Source organism: Chryseobacterium ureilyticum (assembly GCF_900156735.1).
Classification (GTDB): Bacteria; Bacteroidota; Bacteroidia; order Flavobacteriales; family Weeksellaceae; genus Chryseobacterium; species Chryseobacterium ureilyticum.
On record NZ_FTOL01000008.1, the window covers coordinates 1 to 15,387 of the forward strand.

Sequence of the window (15,387 nt, forward strand, 5' to 3'; positions counted from 1 at the left end):
ACAACAAATTCTTTTTTGGCTCGAAGTTGTTCTCAAAATCTTCTTAGGCAAGTATAATTTTCAAAATGAAAAATTAGCTTTTTAAGGAATGACTAATTAAGAGGTTACAATTGTATATGACCTTTTATGTTAAACATTTTCATATGAAAAAACTTTTCCTGCTTATTTCCATGGTTGCGCTGGCTGAGGTTAACGCTCAGATCGATCCCGTTAAATATCCTACATTTACAAATATTGAAGATGCTTTGAACAGTAAAAAAGCCGTTTACAGTATGAGTTTCAGAGAAAAAGGATTATTTAACCTGCCTCCTAAGATTGTAAAGCTGGATTCTTTGTTCTTCTTAAATATTATGGCAAATAAACTCGAGAAAATGGATCGTGAGTTATTTGAATTGAAAGAACTTGAGTATTTAAATGTAAACGAAAACAGTATTAAATACATACCTGATGAAATAAGTAAGCTTACCAAACTAACCTCTTTTTCCATGAATCTGAATAGTTTGACAAGCATTAATCCAAATTTTTCAAAACTTCAAAACTTAAAGGTAGCCCTTTTTGATGCTAATAACCTGAATACCTTTCCAGAAGCATTAATGGAAATTCCTGCACTAGAAGAAATCAATTTGCAGGGTAACCAGATCAGTTTCATTGCAGACCGAATAGATAAGATCAAAAATCTGAAATTTCTAAACCTTTCCAATAATCAGATCAATGACATGGGAGAGCTTTCTTTTCCTAAGAATTTAAAATATCTTGAATTACAACAGAATGCCATTGCAAAGCTCCCTGAAAACCTTTTCAAAGCTCAGCAGCTTGAATTCCTTAATGTAAGTGATAACAATATTACAGAAATTTCATCCGGAATAAAAGGATTGAAAAATGTAGTCAGCATGAATCTTGCTAATAATAACCTGAAAGATATTCCTGTAGAAATCAGTCAGTTAAAAAATCTGAAAACTTTGATTCTTACAGGAAATCCTATAGAAAAATCTAAAATTGAAAAATTAAAAACCTTGTTGCCGGAAACCCGGGTCTATTTCTAGTCCTATCCGCCAACACGTTTGGTTTTATAACCCATATCTTTAAGGATAGTCATTATTTTATCACGGTTATCCCCCTGAATGATAATCGTTCCATCCTTCTCAGAACCGCCTATCCCTAAGGTGGTTTTTATTTTCTTTGAGATTTTTTTAAGATCTTCCTCGCTGCCTTCCCAACCTTCAACAATGGTTACAGGTTTACCATTTCTTCCTTTCTTCTCAAATTTGCATACCAGTGGCTCTTTTTGCTTGAATTCTTCTTCAGGCATTTCAAAATCCTGCTCTTCATGTTCAGGAAAAAGATTCTTCAATTGATCACGTAAGTCCATACCGCAAAATTAAAAAAGAATTATGTAATTATAGAAGAAATACTTTCAAAATTATGTAACCCTTTCATTTACTTATTGTATAACAGACTTTTCTTTTCTTTGGTTAAAAATATTTTTTTAAAACTTAAATTATATCCCTGTTTTTCATATTTTAGCTCGCTAATTTTTAAAACTGATATGAAAACCAAAATTATTCTACCAGCCTTATTTATGGCTTTCGGAATTACAAATGCTCAAACAGGTTTTTCAGGAGATCCGCTTGATGCAGTCTTTGAAACAAAAGACTCAGACAGCTTCTGGAAAGCATTCGATAAAATGGAAACTTCAAAGCAAAACCCTTTTGCAGATTATGTGAAAGATGGAACTGCAGGAGTTCAGGGGTTTATGAAAAACAGAATCATCAATGCCGATTCATTATATTCAGTAGTAAAAAGAAGAAAAGAAGATTACCTTAAAAGCCGTAATGTATTGGCTGGAATCAATCAAAAAGAAAAAAGAACAAGAGCAAGTTACACAGCTTTAAAATATTGGTATCCTGAAGCTAAATTTCCGCCTGTATATTTTGTATACGGAAGATTTAATTCAGGTGGAACCATTTCTAAAGACGGTATTATTATCGGAACAGAAAAACTGGCAAATCTTGATGGGATTGTACCCCTTATTGCCCATGAACTGATTCATTTCCAGCAAGAAAATGTAGGAAAAGATATTCTGATAAAGTATGTTTTGAAAGAAGGAAGTGCCGATTTTATCAGTGAATTGATTTCAGGAGATACTACAAATACAAGTACACCATACTACCAATATGGTGCAGCTCATTCTGATAAATTATACAGAGAATTCGTAACCGCATTGAAAACGGCTGACTCTGTAGACTGGCTTTACGGGACCAGTAAAAAAGATGACCGCCCCAATGACTTAGGATATTGGATGGGATATAAAATTACAGAAGCCTACTTCAATAAACAAACAGATAAACATAAAGCCATCCACGATATTTTAAATATTACCGATCCTTTATTATTCTTAAAAGAAAGTGGTTTCTTAGATACCTATATAAAAGAATACACAAAGAAAAATAATATGAAATTTGACGACTTTTTTAAAGGATAGAATAGTCTTTTAAATAATTTATAAGTCTGCGAAATCAGCAAGATCTATGGGAGGAATATAACTTACAGATCTTGCAGATGACGCAGATTTTTTCATTTTATTCTGAATACATAAAAATCAGAACTTCAAATTCGTCTATTCATCGGAAATTCGATAAATTTGTATACTAAAGTTTTACAAAATGTCAAAAAAAGCAATATTAGCAATCCTTGACGGATGGGGACTGGGAACAAACCCTGACGTTTCTGCAATAGACAAAGCCAATACACCATTTATAGATAGCTGTTATCAAAAATTTCCACACACTACCCTTGAAGCAAGCGGTTTAGCTGTAGGTCTTCCGGCAGGGCAGATGGGGAACTCTGAAGTAGGACACATGAACCTTGGAGCTGGAAGAGTAGTTTACCAAAACCTGGTAAAGCTGAATATGGCAGTTGAAAACGGAACTCTGGGACAGGAAAGAGTAATTCAGGACGCTTTTGAATACGCTAAAAGAGAAAATAAAAAAATACACTTCATTGGATTGGTTTCCAATGGAGGAGTTCACTCACATATCAATCACTTAAAAGGTTTATTAACCGCTGCTAAAGAATTCGGTCTAGACGAAAACGTTTTTGTACACGCGTTTACAGACGGAAGAGACTGTGATCCACATTCAGGATTAGGTTTCATTGAGGAGCTTCAGAATCATATGGAAGCGACTACCGGAAAACTTGCGACTGTTGTAGGTAGATATTACGCAATGGACAGAGATAAAAGATGGGAACGTGTAAAACTAGCTTATGATGCCCTTGTAGAAGGAGTAGGGCTTGAAACCACAGATGCTTTAGCTGCCATTAAAGATTCATATGATAATAATGTAACGGATGAATTCCTTAAACCAATCATTTTAGTGAATACCACGGCTACAGGGAATGTTGTACCAGTAGCAAAAATCATTGACAATGATGTGGTGATCTGTTTCAATTTCCGTACAGACAGAGGTAGAGAAATTACAGAAGTTCTTTCTCAGAAAGATTTTCCTGAGTATTCTATGAAGAAACTGAACCTTAACTATATTACATTAACCAATTATGACAAGACATTCCAGAATGTTCAGGTTGTTTTTGACGAAAATGTTTTAACAGAAACAATGGGGGAAGTTCTTGAAAAGAATGGTAAAACTCAGATCAGAATCGCTGAAACAGAAAAATATCCCCATGTTACTTTCTTCTTTTCAGGAGGTAGAGAGGAAGAATTCAATGGAGAGAAAAGGCTTTTATGCCCAAGTCCAAAAGATGTTCCTACTTATGATTTAAAGCCTGAAATGTCAGCATACGATATCACCAATGCCATTGTACCAGAATTAGAGCAGGGAACAGCTGATTTTGTTTGTCTGAACTTTGCCAATACAGATATGGTAGGACACACAGGAGTGTTTGAAGCCGCTGTAAAAGCAGCAGAAACTGTAGATGCATGTATTGAAAAAATAGCTTCAGCAGCCTATGAAAACGGATATGCCGTATTCATTCTTGCTGACCACGGAAACTCTGATGTCATGCTGAATCCTGATGGAACACCCAATACGCAGCATTCAACAAATTTAGTTCCTTTCATCGTAATGGATAAAGACCATACATGGAACTTAAAACCAGGAAAACTGGGCGATGTAGCCCCTACCATCCTTAGTGTAATGGGCGTTGAAATACCAAATGCAATGACAGGAGATATTTTAGTTAACTAAAATTCAATAATATTGTTAAAAAAATGCCGTTATAGTTATATATCGGCATTTTTTTATGATTTATGTCAGATAAGGTATGAGTTGCATACTTTATTATGCGTTAAATAATAAATAAATCATATCTTTGCTAATTAAAAACTGAATATAAAAATGTATCAAAAGCTTGTTAGGAAAGAAGTAATGGGAATATTGGAAAAGGAAGTAGGTTCTTTTCTTGATAAATTTTTAACGCCAATTGAAAAAATTTGGCAGCCTTCAGATTATCTACCAGATCCTTCAAGCGAAGAATTTAAACATGATTTAGAAGAAATTCAGACTTTTGCCCGTGAAATGCCTTATGATCTGTTTGTAACATTGATCGGAGACTGTATCACGGAAGAAGCACTTCCTTCATATGAGTCTTGGTTAATGGGAGTTGACGGAATCAACCAGGAGGAAAAAGTAGGTTGGGCAAACTGGGTGAGAGCCTGGACAGCAGAAGAAAACAGACACGGAGATTTATTAAACAAATATCTTTATCTGTGTGGTAGAGTAAATATGAGAGAAGTGGAAATCACGACTCAATATCTGATCAATGACGGTTTTGATCTTGGAACAAGTATGGATCCTTACAGAAACTTTATCTATACAAGTTTCCAGGAAACGGCTACCAATATCTCTCACAGAAGAGTAGGAACATTGGCAAAACAATCAGGAAACGGAAAATTAGCTAAAATGTGTGGTGTAATTGCAGCTGATGAGGCAAGACACGCAAAAGCTTATAAGCATTTCGTAGCTAAAATCCTTGAAATAGACCCATCAGAAATGATTCTTGCATTCGAAGATATGATGCGTAAGAAGATCGTAATGCCGGCTCACCTGATGAGACAGTCAGGTCAGAAAGCAGGAGAACTTTGGGGACATTTTTCAGATGCAGCGCAAAGATGTATGGTGTACACAGGTCAGGATTATATCAATATTATGAAAGATCTGTTGGATGAATGGAAGATTGAGCACGTAAAAGGTCTTACAGAAAAAGCAGAAAAAGCTCAGGAATATCTGATGAAGCTTCCTGCAAGACTACAGAAGATTACAGACAGAGTTTCTACTCCGGATCTTCAGTTCCAGTTTAACTGGGTTAAGAGCTAGTAGCCCATATTATTATTTTAAATTATAAAAGTATTGAGTGCCTTTCTTTTTGGCACTCTTTTTTATTTCTTATCTTTGCAAAGCTAAAAAAAGAACAAAATGTTAAATAATAAAAAGATTGCTGTTGACTTTGACGGAACTGTTGTGGATGATGCTTATCCGGGAATAGGTAAGCCAAAGATCTTCGCTTTCGAGACCTTGAAGAGGTTACAGGCAGAAGGTTACAGGCTTATTCTTTGGACATACAGACACGGAAAAACGTTAGATGAAGCTGTAGAATTCTGTAAAAAGAACGGCATTGAATTTTATGCTGTAAACTCAAGTTTTGAGGGAGAAGTTTTTGATTCTCAAACTCAATCAAGAAAACTGGATGCAGACTGGTTCATCGATGACAGAAATATAGGCGGATTCCCAGGATGGGGTGAAATCTATAATATCATTCAGGAAAGAATAGAATTCCGTGTAGAAGGAAAAGAAGTTCTGCCTTATTCAAAACTGAAAAAAGAAAAGAAAAAAGGACTTTTCTGGTAGAATAAAAATATAACAATTTAACAGTGTACCAATTTATCAATCTATATTGTTACACTGATACATTAATACATTGGTAAATTAATACAATGATTCAATTAAAAACAATAGACGAACTGCGTCTGATGAAGGAGAGTGCCCGATTGGTTTCTAAAACATTGGGAATGTTGGCAAAAGAAATAAAACCGGGAATTACTACTATATATCTGGATAAATTAGCGCATGATTTCATTAAAGATCATGGGGCTGAGCCTGCATTCTTAGGATATGGAGGTTTTCCAAACTCTTTATGTATTTCTCCAAATGAGCAAGTAGTTCATGGTTTCCCGAATAATGAAGTAGTAAAAGAAGGAGACGTTCTTTCTGTTGACTGTGGTGTTATTCTTAACGGATTTGTAGGAGATCATGCCTATACTTTCGAGATCGGAGAAGTAAAACCTGAGGTGAAAAAATTATTAAAGGTTGCTAAAGAATCTCTTTACAAAGGTATCGAGCAATGTATCAGAGGAAAAAGAATCGGAGATATTTCCCATGCTATCCAAGCGCATTGTGAAAAAGAAGGATATGGAGTAGTAAGAGAGCTTGTAGGACATGGTTTGGGAAGACAGATGCACGAAGATCCACAAGTACCAAACTACGGAAGACAAGGAAGCGGAAAAGTGATCAAAGACGGTTTAGCAATTGCTATTGAGCCGATGATCAACCTTGGTACTGAAAAAGTAAAATTCCATAACGATGGTTGGACGGTAACTACGCTGGATAACCTTCCATCTGCTCACTTTGAACATGATGTAGCCGTAATCAATGGAAAACCGGTATTGCTTTCAACATTTGACTATGTTTACGAAGCTCTAGGAATCGTAAGTGATGAAGAAAAAGCTTTCCAACTGGACTTTTAATGAAGAAGTTAACAAAGCTTTTACTGAATAAAATTCCACGTCCAATGCTTATCAAGATGAGTATCTGGGCGAGACCCCTTATTTATCAGTTTTTTAAAGGAGATCAGTTCTTTGACCCGATTGATGGAAGATCATACAGGAAATTCCTGCCTTATGGGTATGGAAAACAAAGGGAAAATGCCCTTTCTCCAGGAACTTTAAGTCTGGAAAGACACCGTCAGATGTGGCTGTATCTTCAAAATGAAACTGATTTTTTTATTAAAAATTATAAAGTACTGCATATTGCTCCTGAACAGGAATTTTTAAGGAAATTCAAGAGAATGAGCAACCTGAATTATATTTCGGCAGATCTTTATTCTCCCATTGTTGATGTTAAAGCTGATATTCTTGATTTACCTTTTGAAGATGAAAGCTTTGATATTGTCTTTTGTAACCATGTTTTGGAACATATTGAAGATGATGCAAAAGCAATGAGTGAGCTGTTTCGAGTAATGAAGCCCGGCGGATGGGGGATTCTTCAGGTTCCGATGAAAAATTCATTAGAAAAAACCTACGAAGACTTTACCATCAAAGATCCAAAAGAGCGTCAGAAACATTTCGGACAATACGACCATGTTCGTTGGTACGGAATGGATTATTTTGACCGTTTGAAAAAAGCAGGTTTTGAAACTGACGTGAATTTCTATTCACAGAAGTTTTCAGAAGAAGATATCAAAAAGTATGGGTTAAGAAGTAACGAAATCTTACCTTTAGTTTTTAAGAAATAATAAGCCAATAGAGCTTAAAATATAAAAAACAAAACCGTCTTCATTACGAAGGCGGTTTCATTTTCTAAATATAGATAGATGTTTATGCGCTTGTTAGTGTGATGAAGACACCGCTTTTAGTCCTACAACAGATCCAATAAGAGTTACAATAAAGAATACTCTCCAGAAGCTTACAGGATCTTTAAAAAAGATAATTCCCATTAAAGCAGTTCCTACAGCTCCGATTCCTGTCCACACAGCATAAGCAGTACCAATGGGTAATGTTTGTGTTGCTTTTATCAGAAGAAGCATACTGATAGTCATGGTGATCAGGAAACCTGTATACCATAAGTACATTTCAGTTCCTGACGTTTCTTTTGCCTTTCCTAAGCATGATGCGAAGGCAACCTCAAATAATCCTGCGATAACTAATATGATCCAATTCATTTTTAAATTTTTCTACTGCAAATTTCAGCATTTTGAAAGAGAAAAAATTTTACAATTGTTAAAAAATGATATTTTAGTAAGGAAGCTGGAGGCTGGAAGAGGGAAGTGGTAGCAGTCCGAACAATGTTTTTTGTTGTTTTATCAATGAATATTTTAGACTGGAAGCTGTTGTCTATTTACTTTTCTTTCAAGAAGCTATCATCAATATAAACATGATATAGATATTGAAGTTTAGTATTAGGGATAAAAGTACTTTCATCCTCCATTATTTTATTTCAGCACGTATTCTGCTCAAGCTCACCTGAGTAATTCCAAGGTAAGAGGCAATATGCCCCAGCTGAACTCTTTTAAGTAAATCCGGCTGAAATTGTATAATGTCTTTATATCGTTCCAGAGAGGTTTTGAATTGTCTTGAAATAATAAGCTCCTCAGACTTTATCATCTCCGCTTCAGCAAGCTTCCTTCCCCAATTGGCAATATGGATGTCTTCATTAAAGAGCTTTTTGAGATTTACGGTTTCCAGTCTGTACAATTCGCAATCTTCAAGGAGTTCTATGCTTTCATAGCCCGGTTTATCCTCCACGTAACTTTTCATAGAAAGTACACATTGCCCTTCGCTTCCGAACCAGAATGTAATGTCATTATCTGAAGTAGAAGAATAGGCACGTGCAATTCCCTTACGGATAAAATAAACATAAGGAACAACTTTCTCTGCTTCCATAAGACAATAGCCTTTAGGATGAGAAACCTCTGTAATATGCGCTTTTAAGCTATTTTTAGAGGCTTCTGGAAGAATGTAAATGTGGTCAAGAATCTGGTCTATATTCATAAAAGATGAATTCTAAGATTCAAAAATATTAGTTTTAAGTAATGCAATACAAAATTATTTGTAGTTTTTTGAGTAAGGCACTGAAGAGAACTAAGATGTTAAAACTTTTTTGATATTGTGCTTCAAGTATATGAGTGTAAAAATTTAATGACGAAACCTGTTAAAACTTCCTCTGAAATGTTTTATAAAGACAAAATAACTCTCTTTTTTCTTTTAAATATTGAGATTAACTGTAAAGACCAATTTTGTTTTACTAACTTTGCAGTTCGTAATATTATTTTTATGCACAAAGCTGGATTTGTAAATATAGTTGGAAAGCCCAATGCCGGAAAATCAACACTTCTTAACCAATTGATGGGTGAGAAGTTGGCGATTGTAACGCAGAAAGCTCAGACAACCCGTCACAGAATTTTTGGTATTTATAATGAAGAAGACCTTCAGATCGTATTTTCTGATACTCCGGGAGTATTAGACCCAAAGTACGGATTGCAGGAAAAAATGATGGATTTTGTAAAGGATTCTCTACAGGATGCTGATGTTTTCCTGTTTATTGTAGATGTAACGGATAAAGCTGAGCCATCAGAATTCCTAATTGATAAATTAAATAAAATCCCTGTTCCTGTATTGTTGTTACTAAATAAAGTAGATCAGACAGATCAGGCAGGTCTTGAAGCATTAGTAGAAACGTGGCATAATAGGATTCCAAAAGCGGAAATCCTTCCTATTTCTGCTCTGAATGCCTTCAATACAGAGATTATTTTACCTAAAATAAAATCGTTACTACCTGAAAACCCACCTTATTATGATAAGGATCAATTTACAGATAAACCTGAAAGATTCTTTGTAAATGAGGCAATCCGTGAGAAAATCCTTTTAAATTATGATAAGGAAATTCCATATTCTGTAGAAGTGGTGACCGAGCAGTTTAAAGAAAAAGAAGGAATTATTTTCATCGATTCTATTATTTATGTAGAAAGAGATACTCAGAAGGGGATTATTATCGGACATAAAGGAGAGGCTATCAAAAAGGTAGGAACAGATGCAAGATTAGATCTTGAGAAGTTCTTTTCAAAGAAGATTCACCTTAATTTATTTGTAAAGGTGAAAAAGGATTGGAGAAAGAATGACAGAGACCTGAAAAATTTCGGGTACAGATAAACTAAAAAGGCTGGAATCCCGTTGTATTAAAAGATTTTTATTACCTTAGTCTAAATTTTTTAGTAGATGAACTATAATAATTCAAATTCAAGCTCAATACCTAAAGATATTATTTTATTAGCAGTGAGAGTATTTGTAGGTTTTGCAATGCTATCTCATGGTTATCCAAAGCTTCAGATGTTATTGGCTGGCGGAAAAATCGAGTTTTTCGATTTTTTAGGAATGGGACCTCAGATTACTCTTATTCTTACGGTACTTGCTGAATTTGTTTGTTCAATCTTACTGATATTAGGGCTTTTTACAAGGGTTTCCTTAGGTTTTCTGATCTTTACAATGGTCATTGCCGGATTTGTAGTTCATGGCGCAGATCCTTTTGAAAAAAGAGAAATGAGTCTTATCTATCTTGCCGTATATCTTCTTCTCATGGTGATGGGGGCTGGTAAGATTTCTGTAGATCATATGATTGAGAGAAGGAAAAGAGCTTCAGACTGGTAAAATATAAACAGATAAAAAAATGGAACGACACCTCAATGGTGTCGTTTTCTGTTATTAATAATTACAATGAGGTAAACATTCCCAGATTGGAGAGCCGTTTTGGTCTTTTCCTACTCTGCAAGCCATGTATCCTGATTCACACAGCGGAGCACTTCCTCCGTTAATCGTTTTCATGTTGTTTTTTGATAATTTTCTTAAATTTTTCATATTATTTTTAATTTGTAAGATAAAAGTAATAAAAAAACATAATATGACACTAAAAAGTGTCTTATTTTTTTAATTTTATAAATCTTTTAAAATTCACTACTTTCGTAGAAAATGAATTTATATGAAGATAAAACTGACAATTTGCCTTTTGGCTTTTCTCAATTTTTATGATGCACAGGAAAATATTAATTATCAAAAACCTTCTGCGGAAATCCTGAAATTGGCAGATTATGAAAGACCACCATCTGTTTTGATGAACAGTAAAAAAGATTGGGTGGTTTTCACATACCGACCAACCTATAAAACATTGGATGATCTTAACCAGCAAGAAATGAAACTTGGAGGATTAAGGATTAATCCGGTAACCAATATAGCCAGTACGACCATTTATTTTAATAATCTTAAAGTAAGAAAGATTTCTGATAAGAATGAAGTTCAGGTTAAAAATTTACCTTCAAATGCTAAAATTGCACAGCTTCAGTTTTCACCAGATGAAAAGAAACTTGCCTTTACCAATACTACCCATAAAGGTGTAGAGCTGTGGATTGTAGATATGCAAACAGCTACGGCAAAAAAAATTACAGAAGATTTCCTGAATGCTAACATGGGAACTCCATATATCTGGTATAATGATTCACAGAGTCTATTGATCAGGACTCTTCCAAAAAACAGACCAGCATTAATAGATTCCAGCAAAGATCTTCCGACAGGACCTATTGTCTCTACGGCAGATGGAAAAGTTTCTCAGAACCGAACTTATCAGGATCTTTTAAAGAATCCACAGGATGAAAAGAATTTCGAAACTTTAATTACGTCTGAAGTTTATAATGTAGATTTAAATGGAGATCTTAAAAAAGTAATGAATCAGGATATGTATGCGGGTTTAAGCTTCTCTCCGGATGGAAATTATCTAATGGCTTCTGTGATCAAAAAACCATTTTCATATATCGTTCCATTAAACCGTTTTCCTATAACAACAACGGTTTATGATACAAAAGGAAATGCTGTAAAGGTTGTAAATGAAGTTCCTTTAACGGAGATTATGCCTAAAGGTTTCTCTTCAGTAAGAACAGGAAAAAGAGATATGAGCTGGAGAAGTGATGCACCATCCACCTTGGTATACACAGAAGCTCTTGATGGTGGAGATCAGTATAAGCCTGCAGAATACAGAGATGAAATTTTCACTTGGGATGCACCGTTTACTGCTGCACCAAAATCTTTCTTCAAAACAAAACAAAGATTTGATGATGTAAATTGGTCTAATGATCACTATGCTATAGTTTCCGAAGAATGGTATGACACAAGAAATACAAAATCATTCCTGATTGACCTTAATAACGGAGAGTCAAAGGTAATTGATGACAGAAATTCTCAGGATGTTTATAGCGATCCAGGAAATTTTAATAAAGTGAAAAACCAATACGGAAAATCCGTTATCGACTTAAAGGGAGGGAAAGCCTATCTGATAGGAGATGGATTTACAAAAGATGGTCAGCATCCGTTTATTGATGAAATGGATATTAAATCTTTAAAGAAAAAAAGACTGTATACTTCCAATCTTAAAGGGGCTAAAGAAAGTATCGTAGATATTTTAAATCCTGCAAAAGGAGAGGTTTTGACAACACAAGAATCTTCAAGCCAATATCCGAACTTCTATAAAAAGAATATAAAATCTAATAAAGCTGAAGCGGTAACTCATTTTGCCAATCCTTTCGAAAGTATCAAAGATGTTTATAAAGAAGTAATTACTTATAAAAGAAATGATGGTGTTACTCTTTCCGGAACACTTTATTTACCTGCCGGGTATGACAGAAAAGCAAAGAGTGAAAAGCTTCCGCTTCTTATCTGGGCTTACCCTAGAGAATATAAAGATAAAAATACAGCGGGACAGAATACACAGAATGATAACGACTTTACTTTCCCGTCTTATGGATCTTTTGTATACTGGACAACTAAAGGATATGCTGTATTAGATCATGCCGCATTCCCTATTATTGGTGAAGGTAAAACAGAGCCGAATGATACGTTCATTACTCAATTGGTTGCCAATGCAGATGCAGCGATCAATGCAGTAGATCAGTTAGGATATATCAATAAAAAGAAAGTGGCTGTAGGAGGGCACTCTTACGGAGCATTTATGACCGCTAATCTTTTGACACACTCCAACCTTTTTGCGTGTGGTATTGCCAGAAGTGGTGCTTATAACAGAACTTTGACGCCATTTGGATTCCAGACCGAGCAAAGAAACTATTGGGACGTGCCGGAGATCTATAATACAATGTCTCCGTTTATGAATGCGGACAAAATGAAAACTCCATTGCTTCTGATTCATGGTGATGCAGATAACAATCCGGGAACTTTCACCCTACAGACTGAGAGATATTTCCAGGCTTTGAAAAACCTTGGTGCACCTGTAAGAATGGTTCTTCTTCCAAAAGAATCACACGGATATCAGGCTAAAGAGAATATTTTCCACGTTTTATGGGAGCAGGATCAGTTCCTTGAAAAATGTTTAAAGAAATAAATTTGAAAGGCTGTCTCACATTTGAGGCAGCCTTTTTTATATAATTAGTGTTGAGATTTGATCCAACTTGAATGATTAAAGAAATTTTAAAATCTCATCAATACTTTTCAGTTCCATAAAATTTTCATGCTCCAGATTTACATCATGCTGTTCATGGCTCCAGGTAACATGGTAGGGAATATGAGCGGCTGATCCTCCGATTTCTAATACGGGTAAAATATCTGATTTAATAGAGTTTCCAAGCATCAGGAAATTTTCCGGCTGGCAATCAAGATGTTTCAATAGCTTTTTGTAATCATTTTCCTTTTTGTCGCTCATGATTTCAATATGATGGAAATACTCCTGCAAACCAGAATTCTTCAGCTTACGTTCCTGATCCAGCAAGTCACCTTTTGTAGCCACAACCAGCCTGTATTTTCCTTTTAAGCTTTCTAGTGTTTCAGTAACTCCATCCAGTAATTCAATAGGCTTCTGAAGAAGTTCCTGTCCTAATTCAATAGCCTTATTCACCAGTTGTAAAGACGCAGTATTGTTGGTAACTCTGCTTATGGTTTCAATCATACAAAGCATGAATCCTTTTACACCATAACCATATAAATGAAGGTTCTGCATTTCTGTTTTAAACAATTCCTGAGACACGGAATGCTGTGGAAGGTAGTCTTCAAGAAGCTTGCAGAATTCTTTTTCGGCTTCCTGAAAATATGGCTCGTTAATCCAAAGTGTATCATCCGCATCAAAGGCAATAGTAGTAATATGATTATTCATTTTAGTTTTGTAAATTTCTGATTCAAATTTCAACATAATAAATAAAACAGAAAAGGACAATTGTCCCGAATACATATGTTAAGGACCAATCAATCATTTTTAAGCTATCTTGAAGAGCTTTATGAGAAGCAGAGTGGAGAAAATATTATTCTGGAATCATTTTCTAAAGAGCAGAAACTATTGATTCAGGATCATTCTTTATCTAAAGTGATGTTGATAAAAGAAGGAATTACAAAATGTTACTTTGAAGAAGAAAACGGAAAAGAATATATTGTTGAATTTCTAGGTAGTGGTGAAATTCTAGGTGAAGTGGAACTGATTAAAAATATCCCTTGCCTTTGTGGAATTGAAGCATTAACGGAAGTTGTTGTATACACCATAAGCCTGTCATATTTTAATGAATTGATTCGCCAGGATCTTATCCTCAATAACTTATTGTTAAACTCCTTTGCAGAACGTATTATCAATACTTCAAGCAGGGCTTCCTATCAACAGTTGTATACGGTAGAACATACACTTACGCAGTTGCTTAAAATGCAGTCTAAACAGAATATTCAGATTTCAAAAGAAGATATGGCTGCTTATCTCGGAATTGCAGTAAGAAGTTTAAATAGAATCCTGAAGGATCTACAATAAATGTTGTTGGAAAACGCTAAAGCGAAAAGAATTATAAAACGTTTTATCAGAGATAAAATATTTGCGCCTTAAAAATACTCACTCCTAAAATAAAATTTAGCCTTTGCGTATTCCAGCATGAATGAATGTATTTAAATTATTTTATTGATTTTTGGTATTTTTTATTGGGGTGTATTTGGTTTTTATTTTAAAAATAATATAATTTGTATAAAATAAATAGGGGTGTTTTGAAAATTTATTATTTTTGTCTAATAAATATTGAATATAATATCCATGGGAAATTTAAAATTCAGAAATGCTGTATTATCCGATTTAAATAAAATTGTAGCCATTTATAACTCAACCATCGCTTCAAGAATGGTGACGGCAGATGTGGAAGAAGTTTCTGTAGGAAGCAAGGAGAAGTGGTTTCATGAGCATAACTCACAAACAAGACCACTTTGGATTGTTGAAGATCACGAAAATCAAATTATTGGATGGGTGAGTTTTAGTTCATTCCATGAAAGACCTGCTTATAATGGGACTGTAGAAGTAAGCATTTATCTGGATGAAATTTGTAGAGGAAAAGGGTATGGGAAAGTTATTCTTCAGTATTGTATTGATAATGCCGGAAGATTTGGCGTAAAGAATCTTGTAGCTCTTATTTTCCTCCATAATGAACCGAGTTTGAAACTATTCAGACATTTTGGTTTTGAGGACTGGGGAAACCTCCCGAATGTTGCTGTTTTAGATGGAATTGAAAGAAGTTTAATAATATTAGGAAAGAGAATTGATTAAAATAAAAAAGCAGTCTAAATCAGACTGCTTTTGTTATATCGGT

The 15,387-nt window shown here is 34.7% G+C and carries 17 protein-coding genes; 12 read left to right on the forward strand and 5 right to left on the reverse strand.

Annotated elements, in window-relative coordinates; all coding sequences use genetic code 11:
• The first annotated feature begins 143 nt into the window (after window positions 1-143).
• Entirely contained in the window at window positions 144-1,043 is a 900-nt protein-coding gene (locus BW983_RS18380; protein WP_076553481.1) for a leucine-rich repeat domain-containing protein, read from the forward strand.
• A gap of 2 nt (window positions 1,044-1,045) precedes the next feature.
• Here BW983_RS18380 and BW983_RS18385 read toward each other — a convergent pair whose 3' ends face one another.
• Window positions 1,046-1,369: a translation initiation factor gene (locus tag BW983_RS18385; protein ID WP_047483177.1), complete on the reverse strand. Its 324-nt coding sequence runs from the start codon at window positions 1,367-1,369 to the stop codon at window positions 1,046-1,048.
• A 177-nt stretch (window positions 1,370-1,546) separates the two neighbouring features.
• On the opposite strand from BW983_RS18385, the gene BW983_RS18390 reads away from it, so the two are divergent.
• The 6 genes from BW983_RS18390 to BW983_RS18415 all read left to right on the forward strand — a co-directional run bounded on the left by BW983_RS18390 (window position 1,547) and on the right by BW983_RS18415 (window position 7,527).
• On the forward strand, window positions 1,547-2,482 hold the full coding sequence (locus BW983_RS18390) for a DUF2268 domain-containing putative Zn-dependent protease (protein WP_076553339.1): 936 nt from the start codon (window positions 1,547-1,549) through the stop codon (window positions 2,480-2,482).
• Between the two features lie 181 nt (window positions 2,483-2,663).
• Window positions 2,664-4,205 carry a 2,3-bisphosphoglycerate-independent phosphoglycerate mutase gene (gene gpmI, locus BW983_RS18395; RefSeq protein ID WP_076553340.1) on the forward strand — a complete coding sequence of 514 codons (1,542 nt, stop codon included), beginning with the start codon at window positions 2,664-2,666 and terminating at the stop codon, window positions 4,203-4,205.
• A gap of 150 nt (window positions 4,206-4,355) precedes the next feature.
• On the forward strand, window positions 4,356-5,333 hold the full coding sequence (locus BW983_RS18400; RefSeq protein WP_076553341.1) for an acyl-ACP desaturase: 978 nt from the start codon (window positions 4,356-4,358) through the stop codon (window positions 5,331-5,333).
• 99 nt (window positions 5,334-5,432) lie between these two features.
• Window positions 5,433-5,864, forward strand: coding sequence for a BT0820 family HAD-type phosphatase (locus BW983_RS18405; RefSeq protein WP_076553342.1), 432 nt, complete (start codon window positions 5,433-5,435; stop codon window positions 5,862-5,864).
• Between the two features lie 86 nt (window positions 5,865-5,950).
• Entirely contained in the window at window positions 5,951-6,760 is an 810-nt protein-coding gene (map, locus tag BW983_RS18410; protein ID WP_065394659.1) for a type I methionyl aminopeptidase, read from the forward strand.
• The gene (locus BW983_RS18415; protein ID WP_076553343.1) at window positions 6,760-7,527 is read left to right on the forward strand and encodes a class I SAM-dependent methyltransferase; all 768 of its coding nucleotides are present in this window, start codon (window positions 6,760-6,762) and stop codon (window positions 7,525-7,527) included. Before map ends, BW983_RS18415 begins: the two co-directional genes overlap by 1 nt.
• 93 nt (window positions 7,528-7,620) lie before the next feature.
• Here the strand turns inward: BW983_RS18415 and BW983_RS18420 are convergent, their stop codons facing one another.
• Together BW983_RS18420 and BW983_RS18425 are read right to left on the reverse strand one after the other, a co-directional pair.
• Entirely contained in the window at window positions 7,621-7,953 is a 333-nt protein-coding gene (locus tag BW983_RS18420; RefSeq protein ID WP_045496196.1) for a DMT family transporter, read from the reverse strand.
• A gap of 265 nt (window positions 7,954-8,218) precedes the next feature.
• Window positions 8,219-8,782 carry a Crp/Fnr family transcriptional regulator gene (locus BW983_RS18425; RefSeq protein ID WP_076553344.1) on the reverse strand — a complete coding sequence of 188 codons (564 nt, stop codon included), beginning with the start codon at window positions 8,780-8,782 and terminating at the stop codon, window positions 8,219-8,221.
• Window positions 8,783-9,064: 282 nt separating this feature from the next.
• Between BW983_RS18425 and era the strand changes: the two genes are divergently transcribed.
• Window positions 9,065-9,940, forward strand: a complete 876-nt coding sequence (era, locus tag BW983_RS18430; RefSeq protein WP_076553482.1) for a GTPase Era — start codon at window positions 9,065-9,067, stop codon at window positions 9,938-9,940.
• A gap of 66 nt (window positions 9,941-10,006) precedes the next feature.
• Window positions 10,007-10,435 carry a DoxX family protein gene (locus BW983_RS18435; RefSeq protein ID WP_076553345.1) on the forward strand — a complete coding sequence of 143 codons (429 nt, stop codon included), beginning with the start codon at window positions 10,007-10,009 and terminating at the stop codon, window positions 10,433-10,435.
• A 54-nt stretch (window positions 10,436-10,489) separates the two neighbouring features.
• On the opposite strand, the gene BW983_RS24165 is transcribed toward BW983_RS18435, so the two are convergent.
• Complete coding sequence (locus BW983_RS24165) at window positions 10,490-10,642, reverse strand: bacteriocin-like protein (protein WP_167370009.1); 153 nt, start codon at window positions 10,640-10,642, stop codon at window positions 10,490-10,492.
• A 121-nt stretch (window positions 10,643-10,763) separates the two neighbouring features.
• On the opposite strand from BW983_RS24165, the gene BW983_RS18440 reads away from it, so the two are divergent.
• Window positions 10,764-13,166, forward strand: coding sequence for an alpha/beta hydrolase family protein (locus BW983_RS18440; RefSeq protein ID WP_185116874.1), 2,403 nt, complete (start codon window positions 10,764-10,766; stop codon window positions 13,164-13,166).
• 75 nt (window positions 13,167-13,241) lie between these two features.
• Here BW983_RS18440 and BW983_RS18445 read toward each other — a convergent pair whose 3' ends face one another.
• Window positions 13,242-13,931, reverse strand: a complete 690-nt coding sequence (locus BW983_RS18445) for an HAD family hydrolase (RefSeq protein ID WP_076553484.1) — start codon at window positions 13,929-13,931, stop codon at window positions 13,242-13,244.
• Window positions 13,932-14,006: 75 nt separating this feature from the next.
• Here BW983_RS18445 and BW983_RS18450 point away from each other — a divergent pair, with 75 nt between their 5' ends.
• Together BW983_RS18450 and BW983_RS18455 are read left to right on the forward strand one after the other, a co-directional pair.
• Window positions 14,007-14,567: a Crp/Fnr family transcriptional regulator gene (locus BW983_RS18450; protein WP_076553346.1), complete on the forward strand. Its 561-nt coding sequence runs from the start codon at window positions 14,007-14,009 to the stop codon at window positions 14,565-14,567.
• 273 nt (window positions 14,568-14,840) lie between these two features.
• Window positions 14,841-15,344 (forward strand): GNAT family N-acetyltransferase, encoded by a 504-nt coding sequence (locus tag BW983_RS18455; protein WP_076553347.1) that lies wholly within the window; start codon window positions 14,841-14,843, stop codon window positions 15,342-15,344.
• The last annotated feature ends 43 nt before the right edge of the window (window positions 15,345-15,387 follow it).